Below are 17,699 nucleotides of genomic sequence, written 5' to 3'. Positions count from 1 at the left end.
GAATTAAATGAATTTGTCCGCAATTTAGCACAAAAGCGGGTATATTTGTAGCTTAATTACACATTTAGGTATGACAAAAGACAGGTTCAATGACCTGAAAGCCAGAATAGAGGCTTTAAGGAGGTATCTTTGACTACGATCACAAAAAATATTTGATTTCCGAATTGGAAACAGTGACTTTGGATCCCGAGTTTTGGAATAATCCAGAGAAAGCAGAAAGCACCATGCGCGAGATGCGTGGCTTGAAGTTTTGGACGGAAGGTTTCGATAAACTTAATTCCTCGATGGAAGATTTGGAGACCATTTGGGAATTCTATGAGTCGGGAGATGCATCTGAGATAGAAGTAGATCAGGAGGGAGCAAAATTAGAGGAGAAGCTAGAAGCTTTGGAGTTTCGTAAAATGATGTCGGAAGAAGGCGATCAAATGAGCGCAGTCTTGGAGATTAATGCGGGAGCTGGCGGAACAGAGTCGCAAGACTGGGCAAGTATGCTGTTGCGTATGTATACGATGTGGGCCGAAAAAAATGGCTTTAAAGTTCGATTGGTAGATTCCAATGATGGAGATGTGGCTGGGTTGAAATCCGTGACTATCGAAATCGAAGGAGAGTTTGCCTATGGAAATTTAAGGTCCGAAAATGGCGTTCATCGTTTGGTTCGTATTTCACCATTTGATTCCAATGCTCGTCGACATACTTCATTTGCCTCCGTATATGTATATCCTCTTGCTGATGATTCGATTGAGATTGATGTGAATCCAGCTGATATTGATTGGGATACGTTTCGTTCAGGTGGAGCAGGTGGGCAAAATGTCAATAAGGTGGAAACAGCAGTACGTTTAACCCACAGGCCGTCTGGTATTATAATTGCTTGTCAGCAAGAAAGATCACAATTACAAAATAAGGAAGTGGCATTGCGTTTATTGAAATCGAAATTATACCAAATTGAGATTGATAAGCGAAATGCGGCAAGGGCAGAGGTAGAAGCAGGAAAGAAAAAAATTGAATGGGGTTCCCAGATTCGCAGTTATGTATTGGATGATAGAAGGGTGAAAGATCATCGAACGAATCATCAAACGTCGAATACAGATGCTGTACTTGATGGGGAAATCAATGAGTTTATTAAAGCGTATTTGATGGGGAATTAACGATCAGGGGTCGTGTATTTTGATCTGATTTTGTTTTGATTTGAATAGATTTGACAACTTTTCAAAAGTTGTCAAATCTAATTGTCAAACCTCTCAAACTTACTTATTTCCTCTTATTTTTCGGATTTAACTTCTTGATTATTTTCTTCAAGTTGTTGAAGAAATTCAACTAGTTTATCTTTTGCTAATGATAGCGCTAAAGCGATGGCATACGATTTTATTGCCCCGCCAATGAATGAACCACCTTCCTTTGCCTCTGATTTAGGCTTTTTATCAGAACCCGAAACAAGTGTATAAAGCAAATATGAGCCTAATAAAACTCCTCCAATCAATAAAGCTTGACTGCCTTTTTCTTTGATTTGCTGTTTGATTTCACCAACTTCTTCTGAAAGTTCTTTTTCGTATATTTCCGCTTGGGCGATTAGGTCTTCTTTCTTGCTTTTTGATCGGCTCATGATTCGATATCTTCTTCAGTTTCAAGGGAATTACTTTCTTCTACTTCAACCTTCTTTTCCTGTTTTTTCAGATTACTTACTAAGATTAAACTAATAATAGCACTCATTCCTGCTACAATCAGGTAACCTAAATAGGTACTTTCTAAGTAGGCATTTAAAAAGTTTGCTAATGCCATCAAAGCAAAAAATAAAGTAATTAAGACGGCAAACGCAGTTAAGAAAAAGGTGAAAATTCGAGTCAATAGTTCTTCGATTCGTTCTTGGATGTCTAGCTTCACCAATTCGAACTGAGTCTTGAGGTAATTACTCAAGAGATCGATTAACCTATTGTTATCGAATAAGCCCATTTATTTTTGTTTAAGTTTTGCCTCAATAGAATGTTGTGTATGAGGTACTAAACGCAATCTCTCTTTAGAAATTAATTTGCCACTTTCTACACAAACACCGTAGGTGCCATTTTTAATTCGCATAAGCGCTTTTTCTAAGTTTCCAGCAAATTTTTGCTGACGAACTGCCAATTGATTCATGTTCTCCTTTTCTGCAGTATCTGCACCATCTTCCATTACTTTGGAATTGCCCGCAGTATCATCTGTTCCAGGATCATTTTTCTTACTTAATGTTTCTCTTAAATAAGTTAATTCGGCTTTTGTTTCTTCTAGTTTCTTAAGAATGATATCTTCAAATTCTTTTAATTCTTCTGCTGAATACCTTTGCTTTTCTTCGTTTCCCATGTTCTAAATAATGCTTAATCTGAATGTTGAATAAATATTTTGCTCTTGCAAGTATTTGTTAATCAATGATTTAGTTTCGATTCTAATAATGGTAGCACAAATATAAATTTATCTATTCGAAATAGATAATTATTACTCAAAATTGAATTTAAATTTTTATGACCTAAGATTTTGTTTCCAATGATGTAGTCCTTTGATAGCCAGAAAGATAAACAGTACATATAGCAAACTAGTTCCCCATAAAGCTTTCTGCAAATACATGATCACGTAGGCGATATCCACTATAATCCAAAGTATCCAATTCTCTATTTTTTTATGAATGGCTAACCAAGTTCCAAAAATACTTAGTCCGGTTAAGGTTGCATCGACATAAGCAAAGGATACCAGATGCGTTAATCGAGTATGAAGGTATCCAGCGATTAAACCATAAGCTAGTGAGCATGTGATTCCCAAGATGAGGGATAAACGAGTGCTTTTTTCAGCCTTCCAGTTTTTCTCTTCTTTTCTCCATTGATAGAAGCCATAAATTCCCATGGCAATGAAAAAGCCTTGTAATTCCATGTCGGAATACAGGCCATGCTGATAAAATAATATACCAAATAATAGGGATGCTAAGATGTTCCAGATCCAAGCAGCCAAATGCTGTTGAATGGAAAAATAAACCCCCAATAAAGAACAAATGATTCCACTAAACTCCCAAATGTTTTCTTTAATCCATGAAACAATCATGCTTTGAGCTTATTTTTTTCAAAGTAAGCACAAAAATGACTAATCTGACAAGTGGAACATTGGGGATTTCGAGCCAAACAGATATATCGACCGTGTAAGATTAACCAATGATGCGCCCGAGCGATCACTTCATTAGGTAAATTTTTGACCAATAATTGTTCTACTTTTAGTGGAGTTGTAGCTGTTTGAGGAACTAAACCTAATCTTCTTGATACGCGGTAGACATGAGTATCTACTGCCATAGCCGGTTGATTGTAAATAACAGAAGCGATAACATTGGCAGTTTTTCTTCCAACACCAGGGAGAGTTTGTAAATCATCTAAGGATTCGGGGACCTCGCCATGAAAGGTATCCATCAATTTTTGACCTAGGCCTAATAAATGCTTGGCTTTGTTATTGGGATATGAGACGGAACGAATGTAGCTAAATATTTCATCTACACTAGATTCCGCTAAGTCTTTGGGACTTGGAAAGCGCCTGAAAAGAGCAGGGGTAACTTGATTGATCCTTTTGTCAGTACATTGTGCCGACAAAACCACAGCCACCAATAATTCATATGGGTTGCTATAATGCAATTCCGTTTCTGCTTCTGGAAAAGAGCTGGAAAAATGATCTACAAATGCTTGAAATCGTTCTTTTCTTTGCATGAAAAAGGATTTCTACAAAGGTAAGAAAAATTTCAAGCCAGCATGCCCATCCATTAGGATTGAATGGGCATCTGATGCTTTGAGTAGGCTAATACGGCCTCAATCGTTCTACTAGGCGGTTCTAGTAGGGCATTGTCTAATGACAATTTGACCTTTTGGAGGGAAGCCAATTCCGATTGGTCTTCCAAGCTTAAAACGGTTGAAAACCCTTGTTCGGGTTCATACAAGTTTTTGACTAGGTCATTTGGGGTAAAGCTTTGCGTCATAGGCATTCTCTTGTTTTTCTAGCATTTTTCTTAGGTTGATCAATGCATATCGCATTCTACCTAAGGCCGTATTGATGCTAACTTGAGTTTGTGCCGCTATTTCTTGGAAACTTAATTCTTCGTAATGACGCATCACAAGGACCTCTCGTTGTTCATCAGGCAATTTTTTAATTAATTCTCTGATATTAACGATTTGATCCTCTTTTAATTGTATCTCCTCAGCAGAATCTTCTGCAAATTCAAAACTGTTGAATACTTTTGATCCATCTTCCAAGACAATAGTAGGATATCGCTTGTCTCTTCTGAAATAATCAATGGCCAAATTATGGGCTATTCTAACAACCCAAGGCAGAAATTTCCCCTCTTCATTGTAGCGACCCGACTTCAATACGTCGATAGCTTTAATATAAGTTTCTTGTAAAAGATCTTCAGCTATATAGCGATCTTTGACAATTAAATAAAGAGTTGTGTAAACTTTGGATTTGCTTCTTTTAACCAACGTTTCAAACGCTTGGTCGTCACCTTGGATGTACGCTGATACCAACGCTGCATCGTTAACTTGATTTTTGATCATAAAAATTCAAAATTGTTAACGTAGAGTTTTATCTCATGCAGGGTCTCCTATTGTTTGGTTGGCGAATTGATTTCGGTTCAAAAGTAAATAAAACTTTTATAAATCAAAATGCTTATTCATAATTGATATAAAATTTTTAATATTTTTTTTTGTCATTTCAAGCTTGAAAGAGTTATGCAAGCATCATTTTTTTATTAGATTTGTCAAACAAACCAAAATTAACACCCAATGAAAAAATTTAGAAATATTGCCATTGGACTATCATTGGCATTTTTTGCTTTTACGGCTAATGCGCAGACAGCTGTAACAGATTATGCTGGTAATTATAAATTACAAGATAATCCTTACGTGAAGTCAGTTAAATTGACTCCCAAAGATGGAAAATTAGTGATGTCTGCAGAGGGTTTCCCAGATACAGAACTAGCTGCTGGTAAGAAAGCAGATGAATTTATCATGGAAAGTATGGGCGCAACCATCACTTTTGAACGAGTAAACGGTCAAGTGAGCGTGATTAAAATTGATGCTCAAGGACAAGTTTTAGCGGGTCAAAAGGAAGCTGCCAAGTCAGCTACAGATGAATATGCTGGGTCATTTAAAATGGCAGAGAATGAATATGTGAAGAAAATTTTAATTGCCGCTAAAGAAGGCAAGCTTTTCTTAACTTCTGATGCTGGTAGTGCTGAGCCAGCCGAATTAAAGCCCTCTAAAGATGCTGATGTTTACACAGCAACTATTCAAGGATACGATGCAGATATTATTTTCTCTAGAACAGATGGAAAAGTAGCTGCAATTAAATTGTCTGTGGCTGGTGGTGCTGTTGTTTTGACAGGCCAAAGAGATTAACAGAAACGAATTATTCGTTAAAAGGGGCAATCGAAGATTGCCCCTTTTTTATTATCTAATTTCTGATAAAAGAATTCAATTGGCTGTTTGTATTAATGTGCTGATAATGAATTATTTGTTTTTATTTTTTTTGAGAAGTTGATGCGCAGCAATTTTATTTCTTGATTTATCGCAAGATGATTTGTTTTAAATATCCCCAATTTTGCATTACAAGGAACAGGAAATCAGCAAAGGCTGATTAGCTGATGATTAGCTAGGTGTTCTTTCGAATGCCTAACCGCTTTTAATCTAGAATGATGAATTTTTTGGGTTCAATCATTTTGTTGGATGTTTTTGTTGTTTAAGGGACGCTTTAAATAACAGAAATATCCTAAATCAATTGCCTTTTATACAGCTGAATGGTGTTTTCTAATCCATAATATAATGCATCACATATCAAGGCATGCCCAATGGATACTTCATCCAACGGTTGAACATTCGCATTAAAAAAAGCTAAATTTTCTAAACTTAAATCATGACCTGCATTAACACCTAGGCCTATTTGATGAGCTCGGAAAGCTGCTTTTCGATAGGAGGCAACCGACTTAGTAGGGTCATTAGGGAATTCTTCTGCAAATGGTTCCGTATATAATTCAATTCGATCAGCACCAGTAGATTTAGCAGCCTCTACCATTTCTAAGATCGGATCTACAAATATGGATGTTCGAATACCGGCCGCTTTGAAAGGGGCAATTAATCGAATCAATAAATCTTGATGTTTTATCGTATCCCAGCCATGGTTGGATGTAATTTGACCTAGTGCATCGGGTACTAAGGTAACTTGTTCAGGCATTACATCTAATACTAATTCCACAAACTTCTCCTCCAATGGGTTACCTTCAATATTGAATTCCGTTTGGATAACTTTCTTTAAGGCATAAACATCAGAATATCGAATATGCCTTTCATCAGGTCTTGGATGCACGGTAATTCCTTCTGCTCCAAATCGTTCACAGTCTAAAGCTACTTGAATCAAATCTGGATTATTTCCCCCTCGAGAATTTCTAAGGGTAGCTATTTTATTAATATTTACGCTGAGTCTTGTCATATCATAAAAAAGGCCGGATAAACCGGCCGTTTTTTTAAATTAATTGATGCTTGGCCAAATATTCCGCAATCTGTACGGCATTGGTAGCAGCCCCTTTTCTTAAATTGTCGGCTACAATCCACAGATTTAAGGTATTAGGCTGAGTTTCATCTCGACGAATACGTCCTACAAATACCTCATCTTTTCCATGAGCCGTGATAGGCATTGGATACAAGAAGTTCTTTGGATCATCTTGAACAATCACTCCTTCTTCTTGAGCCAATAAATTTCTTACTTCTTCTAAATCAAAATCATTTTCGAATTCAATATTAACTGCTTCCGAGTGACCGCCAATCGTAGGGATACGTACTGTTGTAGCCGTAACCTGAATGGAATCATCCATCATGATTTTTTTGGTCTCATTGACCATTTTCATCTCTTCTTTGGTATAGCCATTATCCAAAAACACATCAATATGTGGCAACACGTTTAAGTCTATTTTATGTGGATAAACTTTGTCATATTCTGTTTTACCAGCACGCTCATTGAATAATTGGTCCACAGCAGCTTTACCAGTTCCAGTAACAGATTGGTAAGTTGATACCACCACACGTTTAATTTTATATTTTTTGTGTAATGGATTCATAACTACCACCATTTGTATGGTCGAGCAATTAGGATTGGCAATAATTTTGTCTTCTGGAGTCAATGTAGAGGCATTGATTTCTGGAACAACTAATTTCTTGGTGGGATCCATTCTCCAAGCAGAAGAATTATCTACCACAGTAATACCAGCTTCAGCAAATTTAGGTGCGATAGCTAGGGATGTTCCTCCACCTGCAGAGAAAATGGCTACATTCGGTTTCATGGCAATAGCTGTGTCATAACCAACTACATCATACTCTTTGCCTTTAAAACTAACTTTTTTACCAATTGAGCGTTCCGAAGCTACGGGAATTAATTCGCTAACTGGGAAATTTCTTTCCGCTAATACTTTCAAGATTTCGCCGCCAACTAAACCTGTGGCGCCCACTACTGCAACTTTCATTGTATAATCGTTAAAATTGATAATTCCATGCCAGTCCCAAAGAAGCTCCTGAGCTCCCATGGGAATTGATTTGCAAACTGATTTTACTGTCTGTTTGCGCTAATTCATTGTAGCGTTTCAAAGCTTTTTTGAAATGCTTAATACTCACTGTACCTAAGTATAAATTCAATACGGCAGCACTTCCTACAACTGTCCAATAAAAGCCATCAGATACCTGTCCTTTACTCAAAAAAGTATAAACAGAAAATCCCGTAGTAAAAGCCGAAATGATTTCTGCACTTTTTTTCTGACGTTTATAAGTCAAAAATTCATAGCTTACTTCCGAATCTTTTGCTTCCAATAATGGAATCTGTAAGGCCAATGGGCTTTCTATAATCTGCCTTTTGTAGGAGAACTTTTTACTCCAACCTCCTTCAATCTGCTCAATGGGGTATAATTTAGTTTTAACTTCTTCTTGGCCCAATAAACGTAGGGACATGAAGCATATGGAAACCAACATTAATAGCCTGATTTTCACAGAAAAATGTTTAAGGAAACGCAAAATTAGGGCTTATATCTTGAACTAGAAAGGATTTTTTGGACTAATTCAATGAAAGGTATAAAGTCCTTCTGAACTGATTATTACATCCAAGGGAATATCAAATGCATGAAGGTCATCAATATGCTTTACTGGACTCTCTAAGCTCAGTCCAATTTTTAAACAAGCTGGCTGGCATTTTGATAAGAATCGATCATAAAAACCCTTACCAAAACCTACTCGATGACCTTGTAAATCAAATCCAATCAATGGGACAAGTACGACATGGATTTCCGCAGGTTCTATTTTTTCTGAAGTATCTGGATCGGGTTCTTGAATGCCCCAATTTGAAGTAATCCAAGAGGTTTTCTCATGCACTAAATAGGCCGACATCTTTCCTTCACCCTCGACTCTAGGGAAAGCTAATTTGAATTCAAAAGGAGGAAGAAGTAAGGTGTCATGAATGGTTTTAGTATCCACTTCTTTTTTACCTAGAATGGATTGAAAACTGAGCACCAAGGCGCCTTTTGGAAGGTTGCTAAGGTAGGTATATAAGTTATCTTGCATGAGGGAATTCCGTAGATTCCATTCTTCCTTTGTCCAGGTTTTACGAAGGGCAAGATGCTTATTTCTTATTTCACTCTTTTTCATAGTTCGAAGATGAATCAAATTAGGATTTTAATGGCGTAAAATCAAAAGAAATTAATCCGTTGAACTAAATAGGATTAATTGACTTGAGATGAAGATGATATTACGATTTCAGCCCAAATTTTACTATTTTTGCCTCAATTTTGCCTAGCATATACTATTAAATCCCCTTTATACGTGAAATTCAAGGAATACAAAAATTTAGATTACGCGCAAGTTGCCGATGAAATTTTAAATTTCTGGAATCAAGAACAGATTTTTGAGAAATCGATTTCCACACGTGCTGGTCATCCGAGCTTTACTTTTTACGAAGGTCCGCCTTCAGCAAATGGTACTCCTGGGATTCACCATGTCATGGCGCGCGCCATCAAAGATATTTTTTGTCGATACCAAACACTTAAAGGGAAACAAGTAAAACGCAAAGGAGGCTGGGATACGCATGGTTTGCCGGTGGAATTGCAAGTAGAGAAAGAGTTGGGCATTACCAAAGAAGATATAGGTAAGAAAATCAGTGTAGAAGAATACAACCAAAAGTGCCGTGAAACGGTCATGAAATTCACGGGACAATGGAATGATTTGACTGAAAAGATGGGATATTGGGTTGATTTAGAAAACCCTTATGTAACCTATCAAACACCATATATTGAGAGTGTCTGGAATTTATTGAAGCGCCTTTACGACAAGGGATTGCTATATAAAGGATATACGATTCAGCCTTATTCGCCTGCTGCAGGTACAGGTTTGTCTTCTCATGAATTGAATCAACCTGGTTGCTACCGTGATGTGAAAGACACTTCCTTAACAGCTCAGTTTAAGGCCATTAAAAACGAAAAATCTCAATTTTTGTTTGAATTGAGTCAAGGGAATCCTGTCTATTTATTGGCATGGACTACTACTCCTTGGACTTTGCCATCCAACTCAGCCTTAACAGCAGGGAAAGGAATTAGCTATGTATTAGTTAAGACATTTAATCCTTATACTTTCCTTCCTGTTCACGTAGTACTTGCTAAGGATTTGGTTCTCAAATATTTCAATTTTCTTGCCTTAAATGGAAATTTCGAAGAATATTTAGCTGCCGAGAAAAAACCTCAAGCTATTCCTTATCAAATCATCGGTGAATGTAAAGGATCGGATTTGGAAGGAATTGAATACGAACAATTAATGCCCTATGTGCAACCTGCTACACCGGCATTTCGAGTTATATTAGGAGATTTCGTAACAACCGAAGATGGAACAGGAATTGTACATACGGCTCCAACTTTTGGAGCGGATGACTTCCGAGTAGCCCAGCAAAATGGCATTCCTGCCATCATGGTCCTTGATGCCAATGGTAAAGAAGTACCTTTGGTCAATCGTCAGGGTCAATTTGTTCAAGAAGTGAGTGATTATGCATTGGAGCCTGTAAAGGAAGCTTACTTGTCAGATGATGAGAAGGAACAGGCAAGAATCAAACAAGGAAGAGATAAGTATTTGTCGGTGGATGAGCGCATTGCCATTCAGTTGAAAACGGAAAATAAGGCATTTAATGTACAGAAATTTGACCACCCTTATCCACATTGCTGGAGAACGGATAAGCCTGTGCTATATTATCCATTAGATTCTTGGTTTATCAAAACTACGGCTGTAAAAGATAAATTGATTGCGTTGAATCAAACCATTCAATGGAAACCTGAATCTACAGGAACAGGTCGCTTTGGTAATTGGTTAGAAAACTTGGTGGATTGGAATTTATCTCGTTCGCGCTATTGGGGGACACCTTTGCCGATTTGGAGAACAGAAGATGGTTCTGAAGAGATATGTATTGGTTCTTTGGAGCAATTGACATCTGAATTGGAAAAGGCTTTAGCTTCAGGAAAATTAACAGCCGAACAAGCTAAAGGGAATCAAGATTTTTTAACTGCCATACAGGCTGGTACGGCTGACCTTCATCGCCCATTTGTGGATCAAGTATATTTATTAAGTGCTTCAGGGGCTGTATTATCACGTGAATTGGATTTGATTGATGTGTGGTTTGATTCAGGAGCCATGCCTTTTGCTCAATGGCATTATCCATTTGAGAATCAAGAAGTATTTAAGGAATCTTACCCCGCTGACTTTATTTCCGAAGGGGTGGATCAAACTCGTGGTTGGTTTTTCACCTTACATGCTATATCCAGCATGGTGGAAGAATCTGTGGCCTTTAAAAATGTTGTTTCTACCGGTTTAGTCTTGGATAAAAATGGAAATAAAATGTCCAAACGATTGGGCAATGCTATTGACCCATTTGATACCTTGAAAAAGTATGGAGCTGATCCAACACGTTGGTATATGATTACCAATGCTCAACCTTGGGATAACTTGAAATTTGATCTAGCGGGTATTACTGAGGTGAGAAATAAGTTTTTTGGCACCTTAACTAATACATATAATTTCTTTGCTTTATACGCTAATTTGGACGGTTTTGACCCTAAGGAAAATCCACTAGAGGAAGCTAATTTAACGGAATTAGATCGTTGGGTATTGTCAAAATTAATGCATTTGATTCAGGAAGTAGATGAAGCCTATGCCACGTATGAACCTACGAAGGCTGGACGCGCTATTCAAGATTTTGTATGTGACCATTTGTCGAACTGGTACGTTCGTTTATCAAGAAGAAGATTCTGGAATCCAGAGTCAACGGAGAAAGGAATAAACCCTGATAAACAAGCCGCTTATCAAACATTATACACTTGCTTAGAAACAGTGGCCCAATTGATGTCACCCATTGCGCCATTTTATGGTGATTGGCTATTTAAGAACTTAAGTAATAAGGAGTCTGTACATTTAACTGATTTTGTCCAAGTGAATCCTGATTGGGTAAATCCAGATTTGGAAGCCTCGATGGACTTAGCCCAACGTATTTGTTCTTTAGTTCACTCCATTCGTAAAGTACATAAATTAAAAGTACGTCAGCCTTTGGCACAGGTATTAGTACCTGTTTTACAAGAGCAAGTTCGTGATCAAATTCGACGTGTGGAAGATTTGATTAAATCAGAAGTCAATGTGAAGCAAGTCAATTATTTAGACGATGCTGCTGGAGTATTGAGTAAAAAAGTAAAACCAAATTTCAAGGCATTAGGCCCTAAATTTGGTAAAGATATGAAGGCGGTAGCCGAGGCTATTAGTTCCATGACTGCTGAAGATTTGAAAGCATTGGAAGCCCAAGGAACAATTTTGCTAGGAAGTTTCTCCATCGAATTGGCCGATGTAGAGATTTTAACCGAGGATATGCCAGGCTATTTAACGGCTAGTGAATCTGGACTAACAATTGCTCTGGATAGTCAATTGAGTCCTTCATTAGTAAGAGAGGGTATGGCTCGTGAATTTGTCAACCGAATTCAAAATCTTAGAAAGGATTCTGGATTTGATGTGGTAGATAAAATTAATATCGATGTGTTGAAGGGGGATGTTGCTTGGGAAGAAAGTATTCAAGAATTTGGTGCTTATATCTGTCAGGAAGTTCAGGCATTGAGCATCAATTGGAAAGATTCAATAGATCAAGCATCCGACATTTCCATGGATGATACAACTTTATCAGTCAAGGTGACGGTTCATAAATAAGAAGCTATGGTATTCAATTCCTTGCAGTTTTTAGTCTTCTTTGGAATTATAACCAGTGCTTATTTTTTATTACATCCTAAGTTTCGTTGGTTTCTGCTTTTAGCAGCCTCCTGTTACTTTTACATGGCTTTTGTGCCCATGTATTTGGGGATACTTGGCTTCACAATCATCATCGATTATTTTGCCGGAATATACCTAGAACGCTTTCAGGGGGTTCAGAAAAAGCTATTCTTAGCGTTAAGTTTGGCGGCCAATATTGGAGTTTTGGCAATTTTCAAATACTATCATTTCATTGATCAAAATATTGTTTGGTTATCTGAGCAATTGGGGACGCACGTGCAGCTTCCTGTTTTGGACATGATTCTGCCCATAGGTTTGTCGTTTCATACCTTTCAAGCCATGAGTTATACGATAGAGGTATATCGTGGACATCAGAAAGCGGAGAGGAATTTTGGGATTTACAGCTTATATGTGATGTTTTACCCGCAATTAGTGGCTGGTCCAATTGAACGTCCTCAAAATCTGTTGCACCAATTTTATGAAGTACATAGCTGGGATTGGAATCGAGTAAAATCAGGGCTATTGCAAATGGCTGCAGGTATTTTCAAGAAAGTAGTGATAGCTGATCGTTTAGCTTTATTAGTAGACCCTATTTATGAGCACCTCCAGGATCAATCAAGTGGAACATTAGCTTTAGCAGCTGTTTTTTATTCTTTTCAAATTTACTGTGACTTTTCAGGATATTCGGATGTGGCTATCGGTGCGGCGCGTGTTATGGGTTTTAAACTAATGGATAATTTTAACGCTCCATATTTTGCTAAATCCTTGCCTGAGTTTTGGCGCCGCTGGCATATCTCGCTTTCTACTTGGTTTAAAGATTATGTATATTTTTCCTTAGGCGGAAACCGTGTTTCTGTTCCCAAATGGTATTTCAATATCATGGTTGTATTTGTGTTATCGGGGATATGGCATGGTGCAAGTTGGAATTTTGTGATTTGGGGAGCATTACACGGAATTTTTCAAGTCATTGGTTTAAGTATCAATCGAGTATTTCCAAGTTTGGCCGCGGAGGCGCAAAAGCAGGTTTGGGTACAGTGGTTATATCGTTTATTGACATTCATTTTAGTGACTTTTGCTTGGGTCTTTTTTAGGCTGAAGCATTTTACGGAGGTAGAACAGTTTTTCCAAACCTTAATTCATGGCAGCAGGAATAGTTTACCAATCGCCATGAACATGAATGAAATCATATTGTCTTTGGTATTAATTGTCTCTTTATGTTGGTGGGAGTATCGACAAAGGATTTTAAAACTAGCCAGTGCGGGCACATTTGTATGGCAGTTTAGTTTTTTATTGATAGCGATTTATTTTTTAGGAGTATTTAGTTTGAAACAATTTATCTACTTCCAGTTTTAATATGCGTCGAATAATAGCTCTTTTCATCTTTCTTTTCTTTTTCGCTATACTGGCTATCAGTAGTTCAGAAAAGGGAATGCATTGGATTACCCAAGTCCGCTATGCGAGAAATGATGCATGGGGGGCAGATAAATATCGTTTCGGGGATTTATATGGAATCTCTTATTTGTCTGATTTTCGGATTGTCAAGGATACTCATTTATTGGCACTTCCTTCACCATCTAAAATTCTCTCCCATGATTATGATCTAACCATTTTGGGAGACAGTTATTTATATGGTTCCTTTCAGATTAATCCCGCCTATTATAGTCGAGTAAATTCTGTACAGATGTTTCGTTGGTCAGATAGTCTACAGCACCTAATATCAACTAATTCCAGCAGGAAAAAAGTATTGCTAATAGAATGTGTAGAAAGAAATATGTGGGACCGAATGAATTTGTCGGATGCCAGACGGCGATTAGATTTCCAAGCAGCCAAGGAGGAAAAAGAAAAGGATAAGTCGACCAAGGAAATCTTATTGAATCAATTAGACCGATTTGATTCGGGAGTTAAAAGTGCCATTTATCATCCTACCTTGGAGTCTAATTTAGATTTTGTGCTATTTAGTATGGGTTTGTTAGGAAGGATTAAAGAACTTAAAGCGGATTTTACATGGAAAGTTTTGGGAAGGACTAATCCTGATGTCCAAGTTTCACAAGATGGTCAATTTCTTTATTTGGAAGAAACGATCAATGTTCAAAAAAGAGGTTCTTCTTTTAGGCCTATCGGGAAGGACGAAGTCAATTTAATGGTTCGTCATCTTCAGGAAATGGAAACCTATTATCTGTCGCATGGATATGATCAAGTCCTATTCTCTTTGATTCCAAATCCCGTTGCTGTATTAGAAACTGAAGTGGGATCTACCAATTTAGCGCTGGAGAAAATTCGAAAACACCCGAAATTGAGAGTCAAGATCATTGACCCTAGTTCGGCTTTGAAACAAAATGCTGCGCTTAATTTTTATCAGTCAGACTCACATTGGAACTTACGAGGTGCCCAAATTTGGTTAAATGAATTCAATCAAGTGCTTGAGAAATTACCTTAGTTATTTAGGAAACTGGCTTTTATCTAGTTTAGGAAGTAAGTTCAACGCATTTTTATAATATACCTTTTTCAATACCTCGTCGGGTAATGCTAATCCATAAATGCGCCAAAATGCATGTCTTTTACGGTAGTATGGAAAATATTCATCATCCGTTTCTAGTAATCTGAAATACGTGTAATACTCTGAAGTAGCCCAAATATCTTTTCCGAATAAAACGCGGTCTTGATATTGAATCATGAATTTACGGGCATTTTTTGGCTGTCTTCCCAGCTCATGAATAACAGCACCTATTTCAGTATACATATTGGGATAGGTATCTAATAAACGGCCCAATTCAGCTAAATCATTGCCTCGCCAAGCTAAGTGAGCGGCAATGAATTTGGTTTTAGGGTGTTTGCGGATGATATCTGTTAATTCATCCATCACCACTTGCCAAGAGGGATATTTAGAAGAAGGCCTTGCTCTTCCCGGGAATTGTTTTAATTCTAACCAGCGTTCGTTGGTTTTATCATGTACATCAAAGAAGGAGATAGGCTCTCCTGTATGAATTAAAACGGGGATATTTAATTCTCCACATTTTGCCCAAACAGGATCTAATCGAGGGTCGTTGGTGGCTAATCTGTTACCTTTTGAATCTTTAACCTCTAAGCCCAGGTCTTTGTAAATCTTTAAACCCAAAGCTCCAGCTTTCACTTCGGCTTCTAGGGCGGCTACTGTTTTAGCTGTCCAGTCTGGACTATCAATATTGGCGAAACTTAAATTGGTAAATACGACCACCCGATTATTCGTTTTTTCGCGGCCTGCACGAGCAGACTCTGCTAAATAGGCCGTTCCTGCTGCTATATCAGCTCCTCTTTGAGAGCCTTTGCCACTGAGGTTAACCATGACCTTCATGTTAAGGCTATCCATTTGCTTCAATAAATAGGCCAAGTCTTGATTCGGCATATTGAATTGGTGATTATGGATATCAATGAAGGGATATTTGGCTTGTTTAATCTGATGTTCTGGTACTTTTAACGTTGAAACGGGATCATATTCTTCAAAACTCATGGTCTTTTCTTGTGCGAATAAAGGGCTACTTATTAGTAATGCGCAGAACAATAGGTGTTTCATCATTTGAATTATTTTAACGAATCTATTCAATTCTGCTCAAATACAGCGCATTTCATAGGAAATTTTGAAAAGGATTCAGTGTATTTCGGTATATTCGAACTTTTATGAAATACCTCTATCTATTACTATTTGTATGCTTGCTTTCCAATACTCTGTTCGCTCAGGATAATGGGAAAAAAGTCAAGAAAGAAAGCTCCGCTTTTTCTCCTGCTCGTGCAGAAGAATGGATGGCTGAAGGCATGCGCCATTATTTGAAGGAGGATTATGATGAAGCTATCTTAGTATGGGAGCAATTGTTAGCGGAAATGCCTCAGGAAGCATCTATTTCATTTTATTTAGCTAAGTCTTATTTAGCACAAGGCAAGACCATTAATGCTCTTAAGTACGCTCAAAAGGCGAATGAGCTTTCCCCTTATTCTTTGGATTATGGTTTGCTGTATGGTGATCTGCTTTTGCAAGAACGTAAATCGAAGGAAGCCATTGCTTGTTTTTTGAAATTGATTCAATATGATTCCATGCAACCTGATGTGAATCTGCGATTAGCTCAAGCTTATCTTTGGAATAACCAAGGGGATGAAGCCTTAAAGGCATTGAAATCAGCAGAACCTTGGATAGGGGATTTTCCTGAGATCATTCGGACGAAACAATACATTTATTTAAAGAACGAGCAGTGGGAAGAGGCCATCCAGGAAGGGGTGAATTTTGTTGCGAATAATCCTGAAGAGCCGTTGTTTGCATGGGAGCAAATGGAATATTGGTGGCATTTAAGTACATGGAAAGGGGCAAAATCTGCTTTGGAACAATTGTCGGCTGATTTTCCTAACGACGGGCAAGTGGCTTTATTGAATGCGAATGTTCGTGTTCATGAAAAGAATTTTAGCGAGTCGCTATCCTTTTTAGAGCGTTGTTTGGCTGATTCAGATATGCACATTGAATTGTTCAGTCAAGTTAGCTTACAAACATTTGAGTTAATGTCGGGTCAAGGGGATTGGGATAAAGCCTATGCTTTTCTACAAAAAGCGGTGGCGGCATTCCCTAAAGAACCTCGTTTTGTAGCCATGCAGGGTGATTTGTGGATGAGTGTATCCAAGTTTCAAGAGGGGCAAAAGGCCTATTTAAAAGCAGCTAGAAATGGGGGAGGGAAGTTTGAGGTTTGGACCAGAATAATTCAATTAGATTTTGAAATGAATGCCTTGGACAGTGTGATTGTTCATGCCCATGAGGCTTTAGAAGCGTATCCCAATCAAGGTTTTTTATGGTTTCAAATGGGATTTGCTCAATACATGCAAGGTAAAAGCAAGGAGGCATTAGCTTCATTTGAGTCGGCCAATCCCTATGTTCAAGAGAAGGATTCTTGGTATGTTCAATTATTCGCTTTGATGGGAGACGCTTACCACGCTTTGGGGAATTATCGAGATTCGGATATGAGTTTCGAAAAGGTATTAACTAAAAGCCCTGAAGAAGAGCATGTACTAAATAATTACAGCTACTATTTATCGTTAAGAAAAGAAAAACTAGATAAGGCTTCAAAAATGGCTAAAATGTTGACCGATAAATTCCCCAAAAATGGGACTTATTTGGATACTTATGCCTGGGTTTTATATCAACAAAAGGACTATACTAAAGCTTTACAATATTTGGAATTAGCCTTGAAGGATGAAAAGCAAAATAGTTCTACTGTGTGGGAACATTATGGAGATATTTTGTTTCGCCTTGGGAAATCAGAAGAAGCTGTGAAGGCTTGGGAAAAAGCAAAAAGCTTAGAAGGAGCTAGTCCTAATTTATTTAAAAAGATTGAGAAGAGGCAAATTATCGAAAATTGAGATAATTTTGTGCCGTAA

Annotated in this window: 18 protein-coding genes; 6 read left to right on the top strand and 12 right to left on the bottom strand. The window is 37.7% G+C overall.

Going from position 1 to position 17,699, the window contains the following annotated elements; all coding sequences use genetic code 11:
* The first annotated feature begins 70 nt into the window (after positions 1-70).
* A protein-coding gene (prfB, locus tag HME7025_RS11030) for a peptide chain release factor 2 (protein WP_109323975.1) occupies positions 71-1,145 on the top strand; the annotation gives its coding sequence in 2 pieces (ribosomal slippage) (positions 71-130 and positions 132-1,145; 1,074 coding nt in all).
* Positions 1,146-1,258: 113 nt separating this feature from the next.
* Here the strand turns inward: prfB and HME7025_RS11025 are convergent.
* The 7 genes from HME7025_RS11025 to HME7025_RS10995 form a co-directional block, all read right to left on the bottom strand.
* Complete coding sequence (locus tag HME7025_RS11025; protein WP_109323974.1) at positions 1,259-1,600, bottom strand: hypothetical protein; 342 nt, start codon at positions 1,598-1,600, stop codon at positions 1,259-1,261.
* The gene (locus tag HME7025_RS11020) at positions 1,597-1,947 is read right to left on the bottom strand and encodes a phage holin family protein (RefSeq protein WP_109323971.1); all 351 of its coding nucleotides are present in this window, start codon (positions 1,945-1,947) and stop codon (positions 1,597-1,599) included. Before HME7025_RS11020 ends, HME7025_RS11025 begins: the two co-directional genes overlap by 4 nt.
* Positions 1,948-2,331, bottom strand: coding sequence for a TraR/DksA family transcriptional regulator (locus tag HME7025_RS11015; RefSeq protein WP_109323970.1), 384 nt, complete (start codon positions 2,329-2,331; stop codon positions 1,948-1,950).
* A gap of 156 nt (positions 2,332-2,487) precedes the next feature.
* Positions 2,488-3,060 (bottom strand): nicotinamide riboside transporter PnuC, encoded by a 573-nt coding sequence (pnuC, locus tag HME7025_RS11010; RefSeq protein WP_109323969.1) that lies wholly within the window; start codon positions 3,058-3,060, stop codon positions 2,488-2,490.
* Entirely contained in the window at positions 3,057-3,707 is a 651-nt protein-coding gene (gene nth / locus HME7025_RS11005) for an endonuclease III (protein WP_109323968.1), read from the bottom strand. The genes pnuC and nth overlap by 4 nt, the downstream gene beginning before the upstream one ends.
* A gap of 53 nt (positions 3,708-3,760) precedes the next feature.
* Positions 3,761-3,973 (bottom strand): hypothetical protein, encoded by a 213-nt coding sequence (locus tag HME7025_RS11000; protein WP_154401968.1) that lies wholly within the window; start codon positions 3,971-3,973, stop codon positions 3,761-3,763.
* Complete coding sequence (locus tag HME7025_RS10995; RefSeq protein WP_109323966.1) at positions 3,948-4,547, bottom strand: RNA polymerase sigma factor; 600 nt, start codon at positions 4,545-4,547, stop codon at positions 3,948-3,950. The genes HME7025_RS11000 and HME7025_RS10995 overlap by 26 nt, the downstream gene beginning before the upstream one ends.
* Positions 4,548-4,775: 228 nt before the next feature.
* Between HME7025_RS10995 and HME7025_RS10990 the strand changes: the two genes are divergently transcribed.
* Positions 4,776-5,390 (top strand): hypothetical protein, encoded by a 615-nt coding sequence (locus HME7025_RS10990; RefSeq protein ID WP_109323965.1) that lies wholly within the window; start codon positions 4,776-4,778, stop codon positions 5,388-5,390.
* Between the two features lie 370 nt (positions 5,391-5,760).
* On the opposite strand, the gene HME7025_RS10985 is transcribed toward HME7025_RS10990, so the two are convergent.
* The 4 genes from HME7025_RS10985 to HME7025_RS10970 all read right to left on the bottom strand — a co-directional run bounded on the left by HME7025_RS10985 (position 5,761) and on the right by HME7025_RS10970 (position 8,672).
* Positions 5,761-6,477 carry a pyridoxine 5'-phosphate synthase gene (locus tag HME7025_RS10985; protein ID WP_109323964.1) on the bottom strand — a complete coding sequence of 239 codons (717 nt, stop codon included), beginning with the start codon at positions 6,475-6,477 and terminating at the stop codon, positions 5,761-5,763.
* A 34-nt stretch (positions 6,478-6,511) separates the two neighbouring features.
* Positions 6,512-7,504 carry an aspartate-semialdehyde dehydrogenase gene (locus tag HME7025_RS10980; RefSeq protein WP_109323963.1) on the bottom strand — a complete coding sequence of 331 codons (993 nt, stop codon included), beginning with the start codon at positions 7,502-7,504 and terminating at the stop codon, positions 6,512-6,514.
* A gap of 10 nt (positions 7,505-7,514) precedes the next feature.
* Positions 7,515-7,982 (bottom strand): hypothetical protein, encoded by a 468-nt coding sequence (locus HME7025_RS10975; RefSeq protein ID WP_130925834.1) that lies wholly within the window; start codon positions 7,980-7,982, stop codon positions 7,515-7,517.
* 108 nt (positions 7,983-8,090) lie between these two features.
* A complete protein-coding gene (locus tag HME7025_RS10970) occupies positions 8,091-8,672 on the bottom strand; it encodes a 5-formyltetrahydrofolate cyclo-ligase (protein ID WP_109323961.1) in 582 nt (193 codons plus the stop codon).
* A 174-nt stretch (positions 8,673-8,846) separates the two neighbouring features.
* On the opposite strand from HME7025_RS10970, the gene ileS reads away from it, so the two are divergent.
* From ileS to HME7025_RS10955, 3 genes are read left to right on the top strand one after another with little or no spacing between them, the layout of a single operon-like run.
* Positions 8,847-12,248 (top strand): isoleucine--tRNA ligase, encoded by a 3,402-nt coding sequence (gene ileS, locus HME7025_RS10965; RefSeq protein ID WP_109325413.1) that lies wholly within the window; start codon positions 8,847-8,849, stop codon positions 12,246-12,248.
* 6 nt (positions 12,249-12,254) lie between these two features.
* The gene (locus tag HME7025_RS10960; protein ID WP_109323960.1) at positions 12,255-13,661 is read left to right on the top strand and encodes an MBOAT family O-acyltransferase; all 1,407 of its coding nucleotides are present in this window, start codon (positions 12,255-12,257) and stop codon (positions 13,659-13,661) included.
* Between the two features lies 1 nt (position 13,662).
* On the top strand, positions 13,663-14,745 hold the full coding sequence (locus tag HME7025_RS10955) for a hypothetical protein (RefSeq protein WP_154401967.1): 1,083 nt from the start codon (positions 13,663-13,665) through the stop codon (positions 14,743-14,745).
* On the opposite strand, the gene HME7025_RS10950 is transcribed toward HME7025_RS10955, so the two are convergent.
* Complete coding sequence (locus tag HME7025_RS10950) at positions 14,746-15,861, bottom strand: amidohydrolase family protein (RefSeq protein WP_193495321.1); 1,116 nt, start codon at positions 15,859-15,861, stop codon at positions 14,746-14,748.
* A gap of 101 nt (positions 15,862-15,962) precedes the next feature.
* Here HME7025_RS10950 and HME7025_RS10945 point away from each other — a divergent pair, with 101 nt between their 5' ends.
* Positions 15,963-17,681, top strand: coding sequence for a tetratricopeptide repeat protein (locus tag HME7025_RS10945; protein ID WP_109323958.1), 1,719 nt, complete (start codon positions 15,963-15,965; stop codon positions 17,679-17,681).
* The last annotated feature ends 18 nt before the right edge of the window (positions 17,682-17,699 follow it).

The organism is Aquirufa nivalisilvae, assembly GCF_003143535.1.
In the GTDB taxonomy this organism is placed as follows: Bacteria; Bacteroidota; Bacteroidia; order Cytophagales; family Spirosomataceae; genus Aquirufa; species Aquirufa nivalisilvae.
The sequence above is the reverse complement of the archived record's forward strand: the minus strand, read 5'-3'. Positions and strand labels throughout refer to the sequence as shown.

Coding starts and splice junctions, on each gene's coding strand:
- HME7025_RS11025 (WP_109323974.1), bottom strand. CDS start 1,600: ATGAGCCGATCAAAAAGCAAGAAAGAAGACCTAATCGCCCAAGCGGAA.
- HME7025_RS11020 (WP_109323971.1), bottom strand. CDS start 1,947: ATGGGCTTATTCGATAACAATAGGTTAATCGATCTCTTGAGTAATTAC.
- HME7025_RS11015 (WP_109323970.1), bottom strand. CDS start 2,331: ATGGGAAACGAAGAAAAGCAAAGGTATTCAGCAGAAGAATTAAAAGAA.
- pnuC (WP_109323969.1), bottom strand. CDS start 3,060: ATGATTGTTTCATGGATTAAAGAAAACATTTGGGAGTTTAGTGGAATC.
- nth (WP_109323968.1), bottom strand. CDS start 3,707: ATGCAAAGAAAAGAACGATTTCAAGCATTTGTAGATCATTTTTCCAGC.
- HME7025_RS11000 (WP_154401968.1), bottom strand. CDS start 3,973: ATGACGCAAAGCTTTACCCCAAATGACCTAGTCAAAAACTTGTATGAA.
- HME7025_RS10995 (WP_109323966.1), bottom strand. CDS start 4,547: ATGATCAAAAATCAAGTTAACGATGCAGCGTTGGTATCAGCGTACATC.
- HME7025_RS10990 (WP_109323965.1), top strand. CDS start 4,776: ATGAAAAAATTTAGAAATATTGCCATTGGACTATCATTGGCATTTTTT.
- HME7025_RS10985 (WP_109323964.1), bottom strand. CDS start 6,477: ATGACAAGACTCAGCGTAAATATTAATAAAATAGCTACCCTTAGAAAT.
- HME7025_RS10980 (WP_109323963.1), bottom strand. CDS start 7,504: ATGAAAGTTGCAGTAGTGGGCGCCACAGGTTTAGTTGGCGGCGAAATC.
- HME7025_RS10975 (WP_130925834.1), bottom strand. CDS start 7,982: ATGTCCCTACGTTTATTGGGCCAAGAAGAAGTTAAAACTAAATTATAC.
- HME7025_RS10970 (WP_109323961.1), bottom strand. CDS start 8,672: ATGAAAAAGAGTGAAATAAGAAATAAGCATCTTGCCCTTCGTAAAACC.
- HME7025_RS10960 (WP_109323960.1), top strand. CDS start 12,255: ATGGTATTCAATTCCTTGCAGTTTTTAGTCTTCTTTGGAATTATAACC.
- HME7025_RS10955 (WP_154401967.1), top strand. CDS start 13,663: ATGCGTCGAATAATAGCTCTTTTCATCTTTCTTTTCTTTTTCGCTATA.
- HME7025_RS10950 (WP_193495321.1), bottom strand. CDS start 15,861: ATGATGAAACACCTATTGTTCTGCGCATTACTAATAAGTAGCCCTTTA.
- HME7025_RS10945 (WP_109323958.1), top strand. CDS start 15,963: ATGAAATACCTCTATCTATTACTATTTGTATGCTTGCTTTCCAATACT.